Here is a 19,958-nt window from a genome sequence, read left to right as displayed (position 1 = left end):
CCACGGATTTTTGCATTCATGGCAAGGCTGGTGCTTAATTTTTCGTTTATTCTTAACTCAGATTACAGATAATTTAACTCTGACCCCAGGTTTGTTGAAATAACCCATCGATCCGGGCAGTCAGAGTTTCTGGGCCAATCCCGTAACACTGTTTATCGACCTGTTTCACCGGCATGATTTCCATCAGTGAATTGGTGATAAAAACTTCATCAGCTGCCCGCAATTGATCCCCAGTGTAATACCCCTCTTCGATCGCGATATGATTGGCTTTTAGCAGCTCGATTACCCGGTTTCGGATAATGCCGGCCAGCAGCCCGCAATCTCTCGCCGGGGTGTAGACGGTTCCGTTTTTGATCAAAAAGAGATTGGTCATACAGCCTTCGGCCAGATAGCCCTGGGTGTTATAAAAAATCGCTTCACAAAAACCGCGAGTCTTAGCTTCATTTAGGATCAGCAGATTCTCGAGATAATTGTTGGACTTAATACTCACCAGCCGGGATGTTTCATTGCGGACCGCATCACTGGTGCAAATTTTCACACCCTGCTCAAACATCTGGCGGTCATAATGGTTTTCCCGGGCCGTGATCAACAGATTATCGGCGGTCAACCCCTTACTGAGGGTGACCCGCAGACCGCTGCGCTCCATCTCATTTTTGGCGATGACCTTCAAACAGTCGGTCCAGATCTGCTCGGGATGGCTGGTCAACTTGAGGCTCATCACCAGGGCACTCTGCTTTAACCGTTCCATGTGATCTTCAAAGAACACGGGTTGACCCTGGGCCACGTTGATGGTTTCAAACACCCCATAGCCATAAAGAAAGCCCTGATCCAGAGGCATCTGGATTTTTTTTGAAATCTCTCCGTTATAACTGACGTAATCCATTTTAATATCGTTTTAACGCATCCATTAGGGCGCGACCCTTATCGAAGGTTTCCTGATACTCAGACTCGTTGTCGGAATCCCAGACGATCCCGCCACCGACCTGAAAATAACCTTTACCATCCTTGCAGACAATCGTCCGGATGACAATATTAAGATCCAGATCGCCGTTGAAACCAATATAGCCGATCGAACCAGTATAAATGTTTCGCTGGGTCGGCTCCAGCTCATCAATAATCTCCATCGCCCGGATCTTTGGTGCACCGGTAATTGAACCGCCGGGAAAGGTCGCCTTGACACAGTCGATGGCATCGAGATCGTCTTTTAATTCAGCCGTAACGGTTGAAACCAGGTGAAACACGGTCTGATACGTTTCCAGCTTAAATAATTCCGGAACCTTAACGGTGCCGGTTTTGGCAATTTTGCCGAGATCGTTCCGTTCCAGATCAACAATCATCAGCAGTTCCGCTTTATCCTTTTCACTGTTGACCAGGGTCTCCCGGTTGGCGGCATCTTCCGCAGCGGTTTTGCCCCGGGGCATGGTCCCCTTGATCGGTCGGGTTTCAATATTGCGACCCTGAACCAGAATAAAACGTTCCGGCGAACTGGAAACAATCTGACCTTCGCCAAAATCGATATAGCTGGCAAAGGGAGCCGGGTTGATTTTTCGCAGTTCGCTGTATAATTCCAGGGGCGTAATCTGTAGATCGGCGTTAAACCGCTGGGTCAAATTGGTCTGGTAAATATCTCCGGCCAGAATGTATTCATGAACCGCATCCAGGGCTTTCAGATATTCCGGTTTGGTGAAATTACCCCGGAATTCGACATTTTCATTGATTTTAAAATCCGAACGGATGGCGACCTTGGGATCACCGGCAAATTTTGCAGCCAAGCGGCTGACAATATCCGCTTCATTTTCTTCAATTCCCAGGGCGGCCACATAGGTTTTATTTTCTTTATGATCGATGATCACAATGCCATCATAGAAACCCATAAAACAATCGGGAATACCCACATCATCTACAGCGCTACGAGGGGACTCTTCCAGATGATGACAAAGATCATAGGCAAAATAACCCACCGCCCCGCCGATAAAAGGAAACGGGGATGGATAATCCATTTTATACTGTTTTAGTAACTTTTGCAGTTCTGCAAAAGGGTCTCCGGTAACCGTTTTCGTTGTAGTTTTAGTTTTAATGGTAATGGCATCGGCTTTGCTGGTAAAAACCAGAAAAGGACTCCCGCCGATAAATGAATAACGTCCCAGGCTGTCCGGGTCTCTTCCGCTGTCCAGAAAGAAACTGTAGGGCTCATCTTTAAATAAAAGATAGCTTTCAAAACTCGTTAAGTCGGTTTTTATTTCTTGTATTAGCATCTTGCACCATTTTCTTTTGTCGATTGAAAAAAGTTGTCCAATAATTCCATCCCCATTTCGGTGAGAATCGCTTCAGGATGAAACTGCACCCCTTCGATCGGATAGTCTTTATGTCGCATCCCCATGATCTCATTTTGCTCAGTACGGGCGGTAATCTCAAAAAAGTCCGGAATTTCGTGATTTTCCACTACCAGAGAATGGTACCGCGTCACCTTCAGGGGATTATTGAGTCCTCCAAACACTCCGGTATTGTCATGGGAGATGGCGTGGACTTTGCCATGGACTGGCTCCAGGGCTTTAGTAATCTTACAGCCAAAGGCCTGACCGATGATCTGATGGCCCAGACAAATACCCAGGATTGGGATTTCACCCTTAAAACGGTGGACCACATCCAGACAGATGCCGGATTCGTTGGGGGTACATGGCCCCGGTGATAAAACAATCATGGATGGTGCCAGCTGGACAATCTCGTCCAGGGTGATTTTATCATTTCTTTTTACCATCACCGTTTCGTTCAGTCCCTCCAGATACTGGACTAAATTATAGGTGAAAGAATCATAGTTGTCGATCATTAGAATCAATTTTTATACCTCTTAGTATTAATCATTTTGTGCAGTATTGTATCATACTCCAAGGGTTTAATACAATGAATTATAGCTGGAATATTTGGCATGAATTTTGGGTCGGTCCGGTTTTTTCGGGGTTGATTTACACCAGAATTTACCCCCAATCCCAGGATTATCTATTTCTTCTTTACTTTTTCCTTACAATGATTATTAGCTCCGGTCAATTTCAATTTGACAAATCGATTCCCAATGTGCTATTATTCTTCCATGTAAATAAAGCTTTTTTGGTGCCTTGCAAAAGGAGAATAGGGAAACAGGTTAAAATCCTGTAGGGACCCACCACTGTATCGTTGAGCACTTGTCATCACCACCTCATGGGAAGGGACAATACTGCGATGAAACGGACTCAGGAGACCTGCCAGAAATGATTCCATTTGGACGACGGTAAAGTTCACATCTGTATTGGATGTGGGCTTTTTTTGTTTAAATTTGGCCTCATTTCACCTTCACTATCGTTACAAAATGCTTTATAATAAAATTACAAGGAGTAACCAATGAAAATTAACACCCGACAACTCGTCTTTATGGCGCTCTTAATTGCCCTCTCTTTTGTAGGTGCGCAGTTAAAAGTTTTTGGCACGATTGCCTTCGATTCACTACCGGCTTTTTTAGGCACCCTGCTGATGGGACCTGTGGCTGGCGCAATTATTGCGGTTATCGGTCATCTTCTAACCGCCCTTACCTCAGGATTCCCGATGACCGTACCCGTTCATCTGGCCATTGGCCTGGGAATGGGTCTGATCATGGTGGCCACCTGGTATAGCTATGCTTTTGTTAAAAAAGCCGCCAACGAAGTCGTTGGCCTGATTGTCAGCGTTATCGTTGCCGCCGTCTGCAATGGCCCGATCCTGTTGTTGCTCTGTTCACCGCTGCTGGTCCCGATGTTAACCTGGCCCGGAGTCATTGCGATGATGTTTCCCCTGGCGCTGGTGGGTGGCATCAATGCCCTGATTGCCGCCCTTGTTTTTAAAGCGTTGCCGCTATCGGTTAAAAATCAGGTCGCTTCAGTAACCTCAACCCAGGTGTAACAGGCAAGGGTTTAATCTGCTACCGCGATAACCAAATGGCTCGCCAAGCCCACGACACTTTCGTTATTACGACCGCCAATCCCCCAAAGGAGGATCTTATGAAAACCTATCAATACCGTGACCTGTCGGTCATTGAGCTTCCCGATGCCCTCCTGGTCACTGCCTGCGACAGTAGCGGCGGTGTCGGGGAGAAGCCTGGGGATGAATTGTGTGTTGCCACAAAATACATTTCTATTTTTGCGGCCCGGGTATGTCTTTTTGAGCTGCTGGCCTGTGGCGCCCGGATTATCGGACTTTCCAACACCATCGTCGGGGAAATGGAGCCCACCGGCGCAGCCCTAATTGCGGGCATTCGGGAAGAACTGGAACGGGCCGGCATCGGGGATCTGACAATTAACGGTTCCACTGAAGAAAATTTCAAAACCTGTATGACCGGCTTTGGTATTTTTGTGATGGGCATGGCTGAGCGGTTGCGCATCACCCCCTCGGTGTCCGGGGATGTGGTGATCTGCATTGGTAAACCTAAATTCGGTGCCGCCCTCATTGTCGATGGTGATCCGGAAATCGCCGATTATCAGGATCTTCAAACCCTTGTTGAACATCCCGGGGTAAATGAGATTATCCCCTGCGGTTCCAAAGGGATTTTATACGAGGCCACCAATCTTGCCACCATCCATCAGTGCCAATTTCAAACCGTGTCCAATGATCTGAATGTGGTGGATTCTGCCGGTCCGGCTACCACCGTAATTGCCAGTATCAAGCCTTTGGCCTTACCCGAACTGGCTGCTGTCTTCAGAGATAAAATGACGGTAATCGGCCATCTCAAATAATTTTTGCTACTAAAAAAAGACCACCTGGTATTAGGGTGGTCTCTTTTTTAAGGGGAGGGGTAATTATATATTTTAGTCATTCCAGACGTCACAAAAATCCAGAAAAAACGTAAAATCTAGGGTTTGAATATCATATACAAAAAACTTGATACTTTAAACTTCTGATGGTCAGTGCCCGGTTTATCTACCCCGGTGACCAGTTCTTTTTCAGTTTCTGATCCCTCATCGGCTGACTTTTCGTCGCATTCCGGAACCTTGATAAAGCGATTGATTAAAAACGCTACGATAATCCCAAATGCTGTTTCCAACAGCCTTAACATTGCCAGCATGTAGCTGCCCGTGTCCTGAGGATAAGTAGTCATGACACTGAGAAACATCACACAGGTAATAACAATGGCACCAGCCTTATTAAAATTATTACAAAGATAGATAAGTGCCATAATACCCAGCGGGATAATGGCCACGTAGGCAAATTCATAAGGAATTGAGTTAGCGGCAAAAATGCCCAGCAGTCCCGCTGCTCCACCAAAGATGGTTCCCAATATCCGATTCCAGCCAGTTTCGATGGAATTTTCAATGCTAGGTCCCATGGTAAGCACCGCTGCAATTGCAGCAAACAGTGGATTAAACTCCGGTCCCATCATTGCAAATACCATCACACAGATGAATACCGCCAGTACCGTTTTTATGTTTCTCATACCAACAGATGGCAGATGACATAATTTCATGATCTTTTTGCTCCAATTTTTTATTTAACTTTTACCCTCATCATTTTGTTCCCACTAAAAATTGTGATCCAAAATGTTTCTTTACCTAGAGTATACTCCCATATTAAATTAAGTCAATAGCGTAATCATTTTCAGGCTGATGTAACTGTTTTCACACCGCATCTCTTAAGCAAACTCACAGATTTTTTAAGTTTTTCGCCTCCCGAATCTCCCCCATGGCAACTCGTTTTTCGCGAACTGATTTAAGCCGGTTAATCAATTCTTCTTTTTCATCCAAACGGATCATTTCCTTCATCGCTTCCAGACTGGCTTCAAATTTCTCGATCTGATCGAGCAGATTTTTGCGATTGCACATAAACAACTCGGTCCACATCGGCGCATTGATCATGGCAATCCGGGTCAGATCACCAAAGCTCCCACCCTCAAAGTCCGTAATCGACAGATCATCCTCGCAATCGACCAGCGCCGCCGCAATCACATGGCAGAGTTGGGAAGTGAAGGCTATTTTCTGGTCGTGAATTTCGGTGGTGGTTTCAACAATATGGTTAAACCCCAGATCGGTAACGATCTCACGGATCAACTCAATATTTTCGGGGTGATTGGTAGGTAAGGGGGTCAGAATATAATTCCGGTTCTTAAAGATCCGGTCATCGGCCCCACCGAAACCTTCTTTTTCACTGCCGGCCATGGGATGACCGGGGATATAATCAATATCTTTGCGCAGCAGATTGCCAAGGTTTTTAAAGACCACTTCTTTGACCCCGATAATATCCGTGACAACGGCTCCCGGTTTGAAGTCTTCCATATAAAGAGCTAAAAAAGCCAGGGTGTCCATCGGGGTCAAACAGATAAAAACCAGATCGCATTGGGGCAGCATTTTTTGCAGCCCCGCCGAATCCCAGACCCCTTCATCAATCACGCCCTGGGCCCGGGCGGTTTTGATAACCGCTGGGTTTAAATCATAACCCCAGATTTCCCTGGGTCCCTGTTTCCTGAGTCCCATGGCCAGCGCTCCGCCCATCAGACCCAGGCCAATAAAGCCAACAATGGAGTCTTCTCGTTTTTTCATTACATCACCTTGTTCTCAAATTCAGCGTATTTTTTGACCGTGATCATGATTTTATGGAATTGTTCCGGCGTAATCGACTGTTCGCCATCGCAAAGGGCTTCTTCGGGATTGTTATGAACCTCAATCATCACGCCATCAGCGCCGGCAGCGATGGCCGCCTTGGTCAATGCTTCAACCGTCCAGGACAACCCGGTGGCATGGCTGGGGTCGACAATAATGGGTAAGTGACTCTTTTGTTTGAGCACCGGGATACAGCTGATATCAAGGGTATTGCGGGTGGCGGTTTCAAAAGTCCGGATTCCCCGTTCACACAGGATGACTTTATCATTTCCTTCTTTCATGATGTATTCAGCCGACATCAGAAATTCCTGCATCGTCGACGACATCCCCCGTTTCAGCAGGATCGGCTTGTCAATTTTTCCCAATTCCCGGAGCAAATCAAAATTCTGCATATTTCTGGCCCCCACCTGGATAATATCCACATCTTCAAAGGCCTCCAGATGTTCCAGTGACATCAGTTCGCTGACAATCGGCAGTCCGGTTTCTTTTCTGGCGATTTTTAATAACTCCAGCCCTTCATATCCTAAGCCCTGGAAAGCATACGGCGAGGTTCGCGGTTTGAAGGCGCCGCCCCGCAGAAAGGTAGCTCCGGATTCCTTGACACTTTTGGCAATTGAGACAATCTGCTCTTCACTCTCCACCGAGCAAGGTCCAGCCATGACGCTAATGGTACCCTCGCCGACTTTTCGACCTTTGACAGTAATAATGGTGTCATCCGGATGAAAAAGACGATTGGCTTTTTTATAGGGTTCCTGAACTCTGAGCACATTTTCCACAATACGATTCGAACGGATTTTTTCCACATCTGCCAAGGTTGTATCCCCTACTATTCCTAGAATGGTGTGATCCACACCTTTTGAATAATGAATGTTTAATCCCTGAGTTTCAATCATCTTGATTAATCTCTGAATATCTTCTTCTTTGGTGTTGGGTTTAACTACTATTATCATTTCTTCCTCCATTATTTTTAATCACTGACTATTAAGCTCCATTTTTTTATCTTCTGTGCACCGAAGACCACCAGAAACCACCTTACTGATTTCCCGTGATTCGCAGGCAGCCGCTAAATTGCTAGCATGATCTTTAGCTTTTGCCTTTCGAAAAAAAAGGAGGCCTCCTAAGAAGCCTCCTAAAAATCAACTTTTATTCAATACACTTGTATCGCTAAAAATTTCTCATGGGTTGGGATTCTCAAAGGAACTTAATTTATTGCACGCAAAGTAACCAAAGCTAAAGAACCAATAGCTTTGGGTGTTAACGTAATAATATTCATTTAAGTTTCTTCTTAACTCTTCCATGATATTCCTCTCAGGACACCTTACAGCTGAGAAAATGAACTTCTCCACAACCTTGTTGAATTGTAACGTGTATTTTGATTTATTATAGACCTAATTTTTATCAATGTCAAACGAATAGTTATTAAAAGAGTGTTAATTTTTCATTCTTTGCTTTACGTATTGACAAGATCTGGTCATTTATGTTATATTGCTTATAATTCCTACTGGAATGATATGTAATTTACTGATAATGATATAAGGAGATACGATTATGAAGGATACCCGAAAATTTGAAACGCTCCAGCTCCATGGCGGTCAAAACCCTGATCCCACCACCCATGCGGTTGCGGTCCCCATTTATCAGACCACCTCTTATGTTTTTGACAACAGCGAACACGCCCAACGGCTTTTTGGCTTGGAAGAACCGGGCAATATCTATACCCGGATCATGAATCCCACCACCAGTGTGCTGGAAGAACGGATGGCGCTTCTGGAAGGCGGCGTTGGCGCTCTGGCCTTTGCTTCCGGCTCGGCCGCCATTACCGCTACCATTCTCAATATCGCCGGCACCGGTGACGAACTGGTTGCCGCATCCACCCTTTATGGCGGTACCTATAATCTCTTAAGCGCCACGCTGCCCCGGCTCGGCATTAAAACAACCTTTGTCAACCCGGATGACCCCGAAAATTTCCGCACCGCCATCAACGAAAATACCAAGGCCATTTATATCGAATCGCTGGGGAATCCCGCCATTAATATTGTCGATGTTAAAGCCGTGGCCCAAATCGCCCACGATAACGGTCTGCCGCTAATCGTTGACAACACCTTTGCCACCCCTTATTTATTCAGACCCCTGGATTTTGGCGCCGACATCGTCGTTTATTCGGCTACCAAATTTATTGGCGGACACGGCACCACCATTGGTGGCATCATCGTTGACGGCGGCACCTTTGACTGGGCTGGCAGCGGCCGCTTCCCGGTGTTCACCACGCCGGATCCCAGCTATCACGGCATTACCTACGCCACCGATATTGGTGCTGCGGCTTTTATTGTCAAAGCCCGGGTTCAGTTGCTCCGGGATACCGGTGCCTGCATCAGCCCGTTTAATGCCTTCCTGCTGTTGCAAGGTCTGGAAACCTTATCGCTGCGCCTCGATCGCCATCTCGAAAACACTCAAAAAGTTGTCGCTTTTTTAAACGATCATCCTCAAGTTACCTGGGTAAACTACCCCGCTCTGCCGGACAACCCCTACAAGGCGCTTTCCGATGAGTACTTTAAAAAAGGACCTGGCTCAATTTTCACCTTTGGCATTAAAGGCGGCATCGCATCCGCCCGGAAATTCATTGACAGCCTGACCCTGTTTACTCATCTGGCCAATGTCGCTGATGCTAAATCGCTGGTGATCCATCCGGCCACCACCACCCATCAGCAGCTTTCCGGAGACGACCTGATTGCCGCCGGAATCACCGAAGATATGATCCGTTTATCCATCGGTCTGGAACACAGTGACGATATCCTGGCCGATCTCGACCAGGCGTTAACCAAAGCCCTTTAGTTTTTTAATACATCACCCGGAGGTGAATATATGCCGATCAAAATACCCAATAGTCTGCCGGCCAGTCAGATTCTGACCAATGAAAATATCTTTGTCATGGATGCCGACCGCGCCAGTCATCAGGACATCCGGCCCTTGAAAATCGCCATCCTTAACCTGATGCCGACCAAAATTTCCACCGAAACCCAGCTTTTACGGTTGCTGGGAAATACCCCCTTGCAAATTGAGGTGACCCTGCTGCAAACCAAAACCTATGAGAGTAAAAACACCTCATCCGAGCATCTGGGCTCCTTCTATTGTTATTTTGAAGATATCCGCTCGCAGCGGTTTGATGGTCTCATTATCACCGGTGCCCCCATTGAAACCCTGGAATTTGAAGAAGTCGACTACTGGGATGAACTCACCCAGATTATGGACTGGAGTAAAACCAATGTCTTTTCCACCCTGCACATTTGCTGGGGTGCCCAGGCCGGTCTTTATTATCATTATGGGATTCAAAAGTATTTGTTGCCAGAAAAAGCTTTTGGTGTTTTTGAGCACCATCTGGAGAAGGGCTATGTCAAACTCTTTAGGGGCTTTGATGATACCTTTTATGTGCCTCATTCCCGGCATACCAGTATCCATCGGGAACTCATCGATGCTCATCCAGATCTGGAAGTCATGGCCTCATCCCTCGATGCCGGGGTTTATATCGCCATGGCCAAAAATGGCCGGCAAATTTTTGTCACCGGCCATAGCGAATACGATCCCGAAACATTAAAAGGTGAATATGACCGGGATGTTTCCCAGGGCAAACCGATTAATGTCCCGATGAACTATTATCCTGATGATGATCCTACCCAGCCTCCGGTGGTGCGCTGGCGGGGCCATGCCAACCTGTTATTCAGTAACTGGCTGAATTACTACGTTTACCAGGAAACACCGTTTGAATTATCGGATGCCGCCTTTTAAGGGCATTAGAAAAGCGCAGGTTGCCCTGCGCTTTTGTTTGTTTTAATATAACACTACTTAATATAATGCTTTTAATATAATGTGCTTAAGGATAATGTTTTTAATACAACGCTTTTTTCTTTGACAGAACCACCTTGAATTTCCAGCCATTTTCTTGGGCATCCGTCTTAGCAATCTTCATGACAATTCTTTACTTAACTAAGAACTCTGTAATCGTATCCGGGTCTGTCCGATCATCACTGCACATCTCAACTCCCTATTTCTCGGGTTTGCTCACACGGTTTGCGGGAATAATTCCCCAATGTGGTGCATCACGGACATTTCAATTATTGCTGATTACAAGCGCCCCTGATTTCGATTAATTGATAATCAGGGGCGCTTTCATTGTTGATACAGCTATTTAATAGGCAAGCATACTCAAGGAAGTTCCGTCATAAGCAAACAGGAACTGGGTAAAGCCAACAGGCAGAGCGGGGGGCTTCGCGGCAAGTTGCATGGAGGCACTTCCCGCTGTATCATCCCACCATACTTCTCCATTCGCTTTTTGATAAATCACTATTTCTATCGTATTATTATAATAATAGATGGGGTTAATCCAGGCATCCGTTGGTGTCGTCACTGGCATTTCTCCCCATTGACCACTACCTCCATAGTAGTATAATGTTTTGCCCTCGGCACCCTGGGCAACAAGGCTACCACTACTAGCAATGCCGATCAATTGATAGGCGGGATCTGTGAACCGATCACTTGCTAAAACCCCTGTACCGCTATAGTCTGTCCACGTCTTTAAGTCGTTGGACTGATAAATTTTGCCGTCACCGCCTTTTCCGTAATAGGTGCTGGTATTCATGTTGATATAAAAGAGTTTAAAGTTATCAGCACCTACTGGCGGGGTCATAGCGCTGATGGGAATGGCAGCGTTCCCGTGTTGCCAGGCTGCCCATGAACCACCACCATAGGTTGTCGTCATCACGTTATTTTTTGTTACAGTGATTGTTGATGTGCCTGATTTCGCTTGATCAACGGTCGAGGTTGCGGTAATCGTATAGTTACCTGCTATTGCATCTTCTGCTACCGTTACTAAGCCTGTATCACTTACGGTTACTTTGCCCTCAGTATCACTGCTAGTCCAGATAACGGTTTCTGCTGCTCCGCCTACTGCCTCTACTGTAGCTATCAATTGTTGTGTTTGGCCTTGAGCGACTGTTGCTGCGTTAGGCGCTACCGTTACACTGGTTATCCCAGGTGCTGCTGTGATCGCGCCTTGATTTTGCAAGATGTAATTTACAGGTTTAACATAGTTTCCGGCATCAGCTCCGGCTAGTGTGTATACGACTGTGATGGTTGAATTTATTCCTACAGTTGCTACATCATAATTTGCCACTGCACTTACCGTGACGTCCTCACTTTCAATCACTCCGATTAAACCGCCTGCTGTTACTGCCGCCGTTGTATTCCCGTCATATGGTTTTGTAGTGGTCACGGTTGGTGCAGAGACGGTTAAGGGTTTTTTTGTAATCTTGCCGCCGGTCGTGTTCGCACTCACTCCCTCAAGTATAAAGTTCCCGGAATCTATTCCGCTGAGTGTAAAGTGGCAGGCAATAGCATAATTCTCTCCAACGGCGCTTTTGGGGACGCCCTGGTCGTCGGTGTAGTCCCCCGTAACACTAATGGAGATCTTATAGTATGCGATGGCAGCTCTAACAATTTCCGGCGCATCCGTATTGTTCCACCAAACCTGCATGGTGGCTGTGCTTTTGCCATCATACACTTTCTCTTTCTCATTCGCCTTCAGCCCCTGTAGCATCGTGGCAACCTTAATCTCCACCGGGGTGATCGTGGCTGTCGCGTTAACAGATGTCGGGAGCTGGTAGTTTGTAGCATCTGCTCCCGTCAGGCTGCCGGTGATCGTAACCGGTTTATTCACCCCGGCATTGGCATCCGCAAAGGTTGCTGCACCCTGGTAGCTGATCTGATCACCCCCGATGATGTCGTTGACGGCTACTGTCGGCCACACGATAACTGTAGCCGTTTTGGTTCCGTCATAAGTTTTATTCTCCACCGTCGTCTTCGAATTGTCGATGGTCAGCGGTTTCGGGGTGATCGTAGATTTTTGGGTCGTATCACCCACCGGTGCCAGATAATTGTCGGCATCCTCGCCGCTCAGGCTGTAGGTCAGGGTGACGGGTTTAGCCGCCTCGACCTTTTTATCGGCATAGGTGGCCGTGGCCATGGCCTTGACATCCTCTCCGTTAATCGCATTGCTCACGGTCACGTCTTGAGCCGTGATCGTGGTCGTGGTCGTGCCGTCATATATTTTTGTAGTGGCCACGGTTGGTGCAGCGCCTGAAAGCGTCAGCTGCAGCGGGGTGATCGCAGATTTTTGGGTCGTATCCGCCGCCGGTGCCAGATAATTGTCGGCATCCTCGCCGCTCAGGCTGTAGGTCAGGGTGACGGGTTTAGCCGCCCCGACCTGTTTATCGGCATAGGTGGCCGTGGCCGTGGCCTTGACATCCTCACCGTTAATCGCATTGTTCACGGTCACGTCTTGATCCGTGATTGTGGTTGTGGTCGTGCCGTCATATTCTTTTGTAGTGGCCACGCTTGGTGCAGTGCCTGAAAGCGTCAACTGCAGCGGGGTGATCGCAGATTTTTGGGTCGTATCACCCGCCGGTGCCAGATAATTGTCGGCATCCTCGCCGCTCAGGCTGTAAGTCAGGGTGACAGGTTTATCCGACCCGACCTTTTCATCGGCATAGGTAGCCGTGGCCGTGGCGAAAAGGTCATCGCTACTCACCTTGTTCACGGTTACTGTTTGATCCGTGATCGTGGTCGCGGTCGTGCCGTCATATTCTTTTGTAGTGGCCACGCTTGGTACAGCGTCTGAAAGCGTCAACTGCAGCGGGGTGATCGTAGATTTTTGGGTCGTATCACCCGTCGGTGCCAGATAATTGTCGGCATCCTTGCCGTCTAAGTTGTAGGTCAGAGTGACGGGTTTAGCCGGCCCAACATGTTTATCGGCGTAGGTCGCCGTGGTCGTGACCTTGACATCCTCACCGTTAATCGCATTGTTCACGGACACATCTTGAGCCGTGATATTAGTTGCGGCCGTGCCGTCATATTCTTTTGTAGTGGCCACGCTTGGTGCAACGCCTGAAAGTGTCAGCTGCAGCGGGGTGATCGCAGATTTTTGCGTCGTATCACCCGCCGGTGCCTGATAATTGTCGGCATCCTTGCCGTCCAGGCTGTAGGTCATGGTAATATTTTTGTTTTCACCGACCTTTTTATCGGCATAGGTGGCCGTGGCCGTGGCGACGACAACGTCACCGTTAATCGCATTGCTCACGGTCACGTCTTGAGCCGTGATATCGGTAGCGGACGTGCCATCATATATTTTTGTAGTGGCCACGCTTGGTGCAACGCCTGAAAGCGTCAGCTGCAGCGGGGTGATCGCAGATTTTTGGGTCGTATCACCCGCCGGTGCCTGATAATTGTCGGCATCCTTGCCACTCAGTCTGTAGGTCAGGGTGACGGATTTAGCCGACCCGACCTTTTTATCGGCGTAGGTGGCCGTAACCGTGGCGGCGACAGCGTCACCGTTAATCGCATTGCTCACGGTCACGTCTTGAGCCGTGATATCGGTAGCGGTCGTGCCATCATATATTTTTGTAGTGGCCACGGTTGGTGCAGCGCCTGAAAGCGTCAGCTGCAGCGGGGTGATCGCACCATCCTTGACGGTGGTGTCAGCCGGCGCATTATATTTCCCCGCATGCTCACCCGAGAGGCGGTAGGTCGTCGTAATGGTTTTTCCATTCCCCGCGTTTTTATCGGCGTAGGTCGCCGTGGCACTCACACTCACTTTGTCGCCAGCAGCAATCCCGGTGATCGCCGTCGCATCCAGTGTCACATCCGTCACATCAGTACCCGTGGTGCCGTTATAAATCTTTGTCTGGGTAACCGTGGGAGCCGTCGCCACACTCAGGCTGATTTTTCCGGGTGGGATATTACCACCACCGCCGCCTCCTGGTGGTGGTGCTGATGGGAACACGGGTGGTACCACCACACCGGTACCGACGGTATAGCTTTCAGGGGCTTTTTCAAAAACGACATTATTCCCTGTAACCTCAGCTTTGACCACGGTTCCTGTTCCGGTTACTTTAGAGGGTGCGGCTAATGCCATGTCGGTGACCGTGGTGCTGCTGCCCAGATCAATGGTCGCATTTTGAGCGCTTGCCATGACATCGAGGTGTTTAATGTGGGTCTGCCCCTGCGTTTTCACAACCGCATCCGGTGCCTCAACGGTCACGGAATCAAAGTCGCCATCCAGAATCAGGATTTCCCCGGCAGCATTCTCGCCGATAACAATCTGGGTTCCTTCAAGGTTGGTGCCCACGATGCGGACGCCACCATCTAATGACTGCTCCACCATAATTTTAGGATAGTCGCCGCCATTGATATGGATGCTGTCCAGGCCAGCGCCACGCACCCGCAACTCTCCAGTCACATAGATGTTGTTCAATGTCACATTCCCATCACCCACGTCGTCGTCAATAATCAGAGCCCCCTCAATTTTCAGGTTCTGAAGAGTCACATCACGGGATGTAATAATCACATCCTGGTTGATGGTTTCTGTGCCACTTGCCGGGCCATAGGTACCCGCTTTGTCATAGACCATGGACTGGGTCCTGTTCTCAAGCTGGCTCATCGCCATCGTAATGGTTTTGACTGCGACATCAATTTCGTCCTGGGTATTTAACGCCGTAACGACATTGTTTTTCAACTCCGTCTGGAGTCTGCTCCAGGGTGCTTTAGTATAATCCGCTTCATTCAGACTGTCAATCCGGGTTAACAGCCCCGTGTAGGCACTTAAATCGACAGTCGGTGAATCATCTTTGACGATCTCCAGTTTTAACGCTTCCAGTCTCAGAGAACTGCCGACGGTTCCCAATTGTTCGCCGTCATAAAACCAGAGGGATGCATCGACAGGTAGATCCCCGATGTTCTGAATATGTCCCTGGTATCTGATATGGTAACCGGATGCCTTATTTCCGGACGCATCCAGCAGGACAATTTTAATGGCTTCAATCCGTAGCGACTCGCCCCGAGTACCGGCATAGTCACCATTTTTGGCCCAGGTGGTGGGATCAGCTTCCTCATAAAGCCATCCTTTATTTTGAACATGAACGTTGTAGCAGAGCTGTATATCCGATGGCAGACCGATGCCGGGCTTCAGCTCAAAACCTTCAATGCGTTTGCTTTGCCCGACGGTGCCAACGTAATCGGGGCTTTTAACCCAGGAGCCGTCCTGTGGAAAATCGCCCAAATCCTGAACATGGCCGCGTGAAAGAACCGTCAGGATGTCATCACCAACCGGGGCTGCAACGACTGAATGAATCGGACCAATCAGACAGAAAAGAAACAGTGCAAGTATCAATTTTTTCATCATATCTCCTTCTATGTGAACGCTTATGTAAACGCTCGTTTATGCAATCATTGTGTTGTCTTAGTCTATTGACCAGGCCTACCTTTTCTATCCCCCTTCATCCTTTTATGATCAGCCTTGAGATTGCCAGACCGAGTCGCCTCCGTTGCAAATCAGGTTTTTAGTGTAACAGGCCTTTCTCTCAAAATTCTCTCAAGGTTTTATAAAATTTCCACAAAAAAAAAGAGTTCTCCCCGGAGAAACTCTTTTTTTGTCTGCAATTGTCAATAAAGCCCGTCCCTAATGATTGTCTCGCAGCCTTATTGCGACCTCAGCTCTTCCTGCTTTAATTTTTCATGAAACCAGCGGCGGTAGTGTATCACCTTTTTCTCATGTCCGCTCCATTTTCCGAGTATGTCAAGCCACTCCCCCATCATCGTTTCGTCCGCCACAACCTGCGTGACATAGTGACGCACAAGCGCTTCGGCCGGCTGAAACTGATCCTGCTCTCTGTAATTGCCAAGCAGGCGTCTGCATAAGGTGCGATAGAGTCCCGCCACATACTCTTGGATGGATAAACTCCAGAGATAATCCCGCATGCCAAACAGCGGCGTCGTGTACGAAAAAACGAGCCCCACTATTTCTTCTACCGACAGGACAGGGTCATTATTTTCTTTTTCCAGCAGTAGCAGCAGGTATCCCAGATCGGACAATATGTGCTCTGATTCCAGGACATACGCATCATTGATGTTTTTGATCGTTGCCGGTGTGGAAAGCTTTTTGAGTACCTGTTTGATGCGATAGATGGTATTATACAAATTATTAAGACCCCGTTCTTCGGCCATATCGTTCCATAAAAGCTCTAAAAGCTCCCACTTGCTGATAGGACGACCCTGATGAACAAGAAAATAAGCGAATAATTCTTCAGCCTTTCTGGTCGGCCATCCCACCACCTGTTGCTGATGATCCCGCACCTCAAAGCAGCCAAAACAGCGCACCGGAAAAAGCATTGTTCCTGCTCCACCATCTTTGTGCGGCTGGCTTCCTTTGGCGGTTTTTTTGAGACGCCTGATGACCCGTGCAATGTCGTCATCGACAATGGGCTTCATCAGGTAATCCAGAGCCTCCACTTCAAAAGCATTGACCGCATACTGGCCGTAGGCGGTGGTGAAAATAATGTGAAGGTCGGGTTTCCTGTCAAGCAATCTTCTGGCCAATTCAATCCCATTCATTCTTGGCATTTCGATGTCTAAAAAGACCACCTCCGGCTGGATGCCATCGAAAGCCGCCAGGGCTTCCTCAGGTGTGGCAAAGGCACCGATGACCTGAAACTCGTCAAATGTTGCAAGTTTTTTTTGCATATACTTCAAAATATGTCCTTCATCTTCGACGATCATGACTGAAAACAATTATCGCTCCTCCTCTCTGGAAAATTGCAGCCTGTTCTTTGGCAACAAGAGACTGCATGTCGTCCCTTTTCCGGGTTCTGATGACATCACAAAGGATGCGTCAGGAATGGACGCCACCCGTTTCCGGATGTTTTTTATCCCGACGCCCTTCCCCTCTTCACGATGCATCATCTGATAGACGGCATCGGGTTGCATTCCGATCCCGTCATCCGCCACCACAATCTGAATAAAACCATCCACTTCCGTGATCCTTAAAGACACGGTGCCCGGGGCTACCTTATCGAAAATCCCATGGCGAATGGCGTTTTCGATCAATGGTTGAATCAGCAGTGCCGGAACCGCAATCGCCTCTGTCATCACGCTCGGATCAATACCGGTTTCATAGCGGAGGCGGTCGCCAAATCGCAGTTTTTCGATTTCCACATAGGCCTTGATCAGATCCAGCTCCTGCTGCAGCGGCAGCATGTGGCGGGAGGGATCCGCCTGAAAAACATGCCTTAAATACCGGCTTAATAAGGACAGGAGTTCGGCCGCTCTTTCACCATCTTCATAACAGAGCGCAATAATATTGCTTAACGCATTATAAATAAAATGGGGTTTAATCTGGGCTTGTAAGAAGGCGATTTCGTTTCGAAATGCGTTCTCCACCGCATCGGTCAATTGCAGGAGATTCCTGACCCGGGATCGAATTTCTTCCGCTGTAAAAGGCCTTTTAATCGTATCATTGGCTCCTGCCTGATAGGCCAGTTCAATTTCCTTGTCACTGTCCAAAACGCTTGCAATGATAATGGGCAGCTCAATGACCGAGTGCGTTTTCCGGATGCACTCGGTCAGCTCAATACCCGTCATACCAGGCATCATCATATCCGCAATCACCAGATCCACCGTGTGGTTTTGCAGAAGCTTCAGCGCTTCCTCACCCTGGCAGGCCGTAAAAATCGCATAGTCTTCCTCCAGCATCAGGGATAATATGCGAATATTGGTCGGCTCATCATCCACCAGCAGAAGCTTTTTCTTCTGTGCCTGTGATGGCAAAGCGTGCGGATGAAGCTCCTGTTTCACCACGGCCTGCTTCACCGCCTGATTGGCGTTTTGGAACTTGCCCCGGGATAAACGGACGGACAGGGTGGTTCCCTCGGCCACGACCGAACGGGAGATCCAGACCTCGCCATTCATTTTTCTTGCCAGCTGTCTGCTGATATAAAGGCCCAGACCCTGGTCGGATGCACCCTCGGGCTGCGGGTTATGGTAGGGATCCTGAAAGACCGCTTCCCATTGTTCCTTGAGCATCCCCCTGCCGGTATCGGATAGGGTAAAAACGACATACCCGTCCTCCAGCTTTGCTTGCGCCGTGATATCTCCTTTTTCAGTATACTTCAGGGCATTGACCGTCAGATTGTATAAAATTTGTCGCAGGCGGTTTTCATCGGCTTCCACAAAGGTCAGGGGGCTGACTCGATTCACCAGCCGGATCGCCCTTCCGCTCATATCAAAGGACACCAGTTGAAACACGACCTGGATGATAACATAGAGATCGATCGTCCTCATCTGAAGCTGTAAATCATCATGGTGCAGTTTAATGGCATCACTTAAATCACTAACCAGGAGGGAGAGCTTCATGGCGGAATTTTGGATAAAGGCTATATTTTCTTGTTGTTCTGCCGTTAAAGGATACGCTTTTTCTTTTAATAAATGATCGGATATCGTGTTGATTCCGTGTAGGGGTGTTTTCAGTTCATGGGACGTCCGCACCAGAAACTCATCTTTTATTTCATTGGACTTTTTTAATGCCTCCGATAAGGCTTCGACCTCATTGGTTTTATTGGTAAAGCGTCTCGCCAACAGGAGGTTTAATGCGATTAAAAAGCCCAGCAGGCTCACCTTTCCCATAAAATTGGTATTGACATAGCCGGTATGATACAGCAAGGAATCAAAAAGCATGACCGCAATAAACGCAATACTCGCCACCACACAGGAAAATTCATTAAACGGCATCCTGTTGTCCTGTTTTTTAAGCAGGATATAAAGCAGACGAAAGACAATGATAAACAGGAGTAGGTTCTCATAAACCGACATTTCGCTCTTGATCCCGGTATAAAAAGAATAGGGTGTTGCCAGCACAAGAAACAGATAGAGGACAATCGGCGCAATCACAAGAGTAGCCGTCTTTTTTGTCATGGTCGCAGGCTCAAGGGAGCGGATAAATAAGATCAATACCGGAACACTTGAGAAAACACAAAAATCCTGAAGCATATAGGCAATCTGGAAAGGAATGTCGGGCAGGAGCCTCATGAAAAGCTTTTCTGCACTGGTGACGATGATCAAGGACATCAGTACCAGGTACACCCCGCTGTACAAATAGGTGGGATCCTTGTTCCACATCTGATACAGCTGGAGATGATACACACCAAACAGTAGGAATAAGAAAAAGCCTGCCATGTCAATCCCGAAGGACAGCTGCTCCTGCTGGAATTGTCAATAATAGTTCAGTCAAAACGCGCAAGGAATTTTCCAAGCCCCTATAGAATAGCCAGCCCTCATCGTCGGTAACAATCATCAAAACTTCAAATGCTATGCAGCGAGCTGGTGATTGTCGATAAAAAGCCCCCGATAAACCAGCGGTGGATAGCCATTATTTGTACTGTAAATTCGTCGTCGATTGTAATAATGGATATAGCGGTAAACAATCGTTTTGACTTCAACCATGGGCATACTTTTGGTATTAATTTTATAGAGCTTCTCTTTTTT

At 47.9% G+C, this 19,958-nt stretch carries 13 protein-coding genes and 1 riboswitch; of the genes, 4 read left to right on the top strand and 9 right to left on the bottom strand.

Annotated elements, in window-relative coordinates:
* Positions 1-73 precede the first annotated feature (73 nt).
* Genes A3KS_RS21145 through A3KS_RS0112185 form a run of 3 tightly spaced genes read right to left on the bottom strand, consistent with a single transcriptional unit; the run spans position 74 to position 2,836 of the window.
* Positions 74-883, bottom strand: coding sequence for an aminotransferase class IV (locus tag A3KS_RS21145; RefSeq protein WP_051355845.1), 810 nt, complete (start codon positions 881-883; stop codon positions 74-76).
* Between the two features lies 1 nt (position 884).
* Positions 885-2,255: an aminodeoxychorismate synthase component I gene (gene pabB / locus A3KS_RS0112190; RefSeq protein WP_026395158.1), complete on the bottom strand. Its 1,371-nt coding sequence runs from the start codon at positions 2,253-2,255 to the stop codon at positions 885-887.
* Positions 2,249-2,836 (bottom strand): anthranilate synthase component II, encoded by a 588-nt coding sequence (locus A3KS_RS0112185; RefSeq protein WP_026395157.1) that lies wholly within the window; start codon positions 2,834-2,836, stop codon positions 2,249-2,251. The genes pabB and A3KS_RS0112185 overlap by 7 nt, the downstream gene beginning before the upstream one ends.
* Before the next feature lie 253 nt (positions 2,837-3,089).
* Positions 3,090-3,258: riboswitch (cobalamin riboswitch) on the top strand.
* 117 nt (positions 3,259-3,375) lie between these two features.
* Between A3KS_RS0112185 and A3KS_RS21135 the strand changes: the two genes are divergently transcribed.
* Both A3KS_RS21135 and A3KS_RS0112175 read left to right on the top strand, forming a co-directional pair.
* Positions 3,376-3,909: an ECF transporter S component gene (locus A3KS_RS21135; protein ID WP_084504994.1), complete on the top strand. Its 534-nt coding sequence runs from the start codon at positions 3,376-3,378 to the stop codon at positions 3,907-3,909.
* Between the two features lie 98 nt (positions 3,910-4,007).
* Complete coding sequence (locus A3KS_RS0112175; RefSeq protein ID WP_026395156.1) at positions 4,008-4,739, top strand: hypothetical protein; 732 nt, start codon at positions 4,008-4,010, stop codon at positions 4,737-4,739.
* 116 nt (positions 4,740-4,855) lie between these two features.
* Here A3KS_RS0112175 and A3KS_RS21130 read toward each other — a convergent pair whose 3' ends face one another.
* The 3 genes from A3KS_RS21130 to aroF form a co-directional block, all read right to left on the bottom strand.
* Positions 4,856-5,467, bottom strand: coding sequence for an FUSC family protein (locus A3KS_RS21130; protein ID WP_051355844.1), 612 nt, complete (start codon positions 5,465-5,467; stop codon positions 4,856-4,858).
* Between the two features lie 175 nt (positions 5,468-5,642).
* Positions 5,643-6,536, bottom strand: coding sequence for a prephenate dehydrogenase (locus tag A3KS_RS0112165; protein WP_026395155.1), 894 nt, complete (start codon positions 6,534-6,536; stop codon positions 5,643-5,645).
* Entirely contained in the window at positions 6,536-7,546 is a 1,011-nt protein-coding gene (gene aroF, locus A3KS_RS0112160) for a 3-deoxy-7-phosphoheptulonate synthase (RefSeq protein WP_026395154.1), read from the bottom strand. Before aroF ends, A3KS_RS0112165 begins: the two co-directional genes overlap by 1 nt.
* A 598-nt stretch (positions 7,547-8,144) precedes the next feature.
* Between aroF and A3KS_RS0112155 the strand changes: the two genes are divergently transcribed.
* Entirely contained in the window at positions 8,145-9,428 is a 1,284-nt protein-coding gene (locus tag A3KS_RS0112155; protein WP_026395153.1) for an O-acetylhomoserine aminocarboxypropyltransferase/cysteine synthase family protein, read from the top strand.
* 30 nt (positions 9,429-9,458) lie between these two features.
* Positions 9,459-10,379 carry a homoserine O-acetyltransferase MetA gene (metA, locus tag A3KS_RS0112150; protein ID WP_026395152.1) on the top strand — a complete coding sequence of 307 codons (921 nt, stop codon included), beginning with the start codon at positions 9,459-9,461 and terminating at the stop codon, positions 10,377-10,379.
* Positions 10,380-10,779: 400 nt separating this feature from the next.
* Here metA and A3KS_RS0112145 read toward each other — a convergent pair whose 3' ends face one another.
* From A3KS_RS0112145 to A3KS_RS21125, 3 genes are all read right to left on the bottom strand, one after another.
* Entirely contained in the window at positions 10,780-15,822 is a 5,043-nt protein-coding gene (locus A3KS_RS0112145; RefSeq protein ID WP_026395151.1) for a YDG domain-containing protein, read from the bottom strand.
* A 299-nt stretch (positions 15,823-16,121) separates the two neighbouring features.
* Complete coding sequence (locus tag A3KS_RS0112140) at positions 16,122-17,210, bottom strand: response regulator (RefSeq protein WP_026395150.1); 1,089 nt, start codon at positions 17,208-17,210, stop codon at positions 16,122-16,124.
* Entirely contained in the window at positions 17,211-19,649 is a 2,439-nt protein-coding gene (locus A3KS_RS21125) for a hybrid sensor histidine kinase/response regulator (protein ID WP_051355843.1), read from the bottom strand. It lies immediately after the preceding gene.
* Positions 19,650-19,958: the final 309 nt, after the last annotated feature.

It is taken from the genome of Acetobacterium malicum subsp. dehalogenans DSM 11527, from assembly GCF_000472665.1.
GTDB classification, from domain to species: Bacteria; Bacillota; Clostridia; order Eubacteriales; family Eubacteriaceae; genus Acetobacterium; species Acetobacterium malicum.
Note: the sequence above shows the minus strand (reverse complement) of the source record. Positions and strands in the feature narration are given on the sequence as shown.

What these genes read in the sequence shown, in the direction of transcription:
- A3KS_RS0112175 (WP_026395156.1), top strand. Translation starts at nt 4,008, where the DNA reads ATGAAAACCTATCAATACCGTGACCTGTCGGTCATTGAGCTTCCCGAT.
- pabB (WP_026395158.1), bottom strand. Translation starts at nt 2,255, where the DNA reads ATGCTAATACAAGAAATAAAAACCGACTTAACGAGTTTTGAAAGCTAT.
- A3KS_RS21130 (WP_051355844.1), bottom strand. Translation starts at nt 5,467, where the DNA reads ATGAAATTATGTCATCTGCCATCTGTTGGTATGAGAAACATAAAAACG.
- aroF (WP_026395154.1), bottom strand. Translation starts at nt 7,546, where the DNA reads ATGATAATAGTAGTTAAACCCAACACCAAAGAAGAAGATATTCAGAGA.
- A3KS_RS0112145 (WP_026395151.1), bottom strand. Translation starts at nt 15,822, where the DNA reads ATGAAAAAATTGATACTTGCACTGTTTCTTTTCTGTCTGATTGGTCCG.
- A3KS_RS0112165 (WP_026395155.1), bottom strand. Translation starts at nt 6,536, where the DNA reads ATGAAAAAACGAGAAGACTCCATTGTTGGCTTTATTGGCCTGGGTCTG.
- A3KS_RS21125 (WP_051355843.1), bottom strand. Translation starts at nt 19,649, where the DNA reads ATGGCAGGCTTTTTCTTATTCCTACTGTTTGGTGTGTATCATCTCCAG.
- A3KS_RS21145 (WP_051355845.1), bottom strand. Translation starts at nt 883, where the DNA reads ATGGATTACGTCAGTTATAACGGAGAGATTTCAAAAAAAATCCAGATG.
- A3KS_RS0112155 (WP_026395153.1), top strand. Translation starts at nt 8,145, where the DNA reads ATGAAGGATACCCGAAAATTTGAAACGCTCCAGCTCCATGGCGGTCAA.
- metA (WP_026395152.1), top strand. Translation starts at nt 9,459, where the DNA reads ATGCCGATCAAAATACCCAATAGTCTGCCGGCCAGTCAGATTCTGACC.
- A3KS_RS21135 (WP_084504994.1), top strand. Translation starts at nt 3,376, where the DNA reads ATGAAAATTAACACCCGACAACTCGTCTTTATGGCGCTCTTAATTGCC.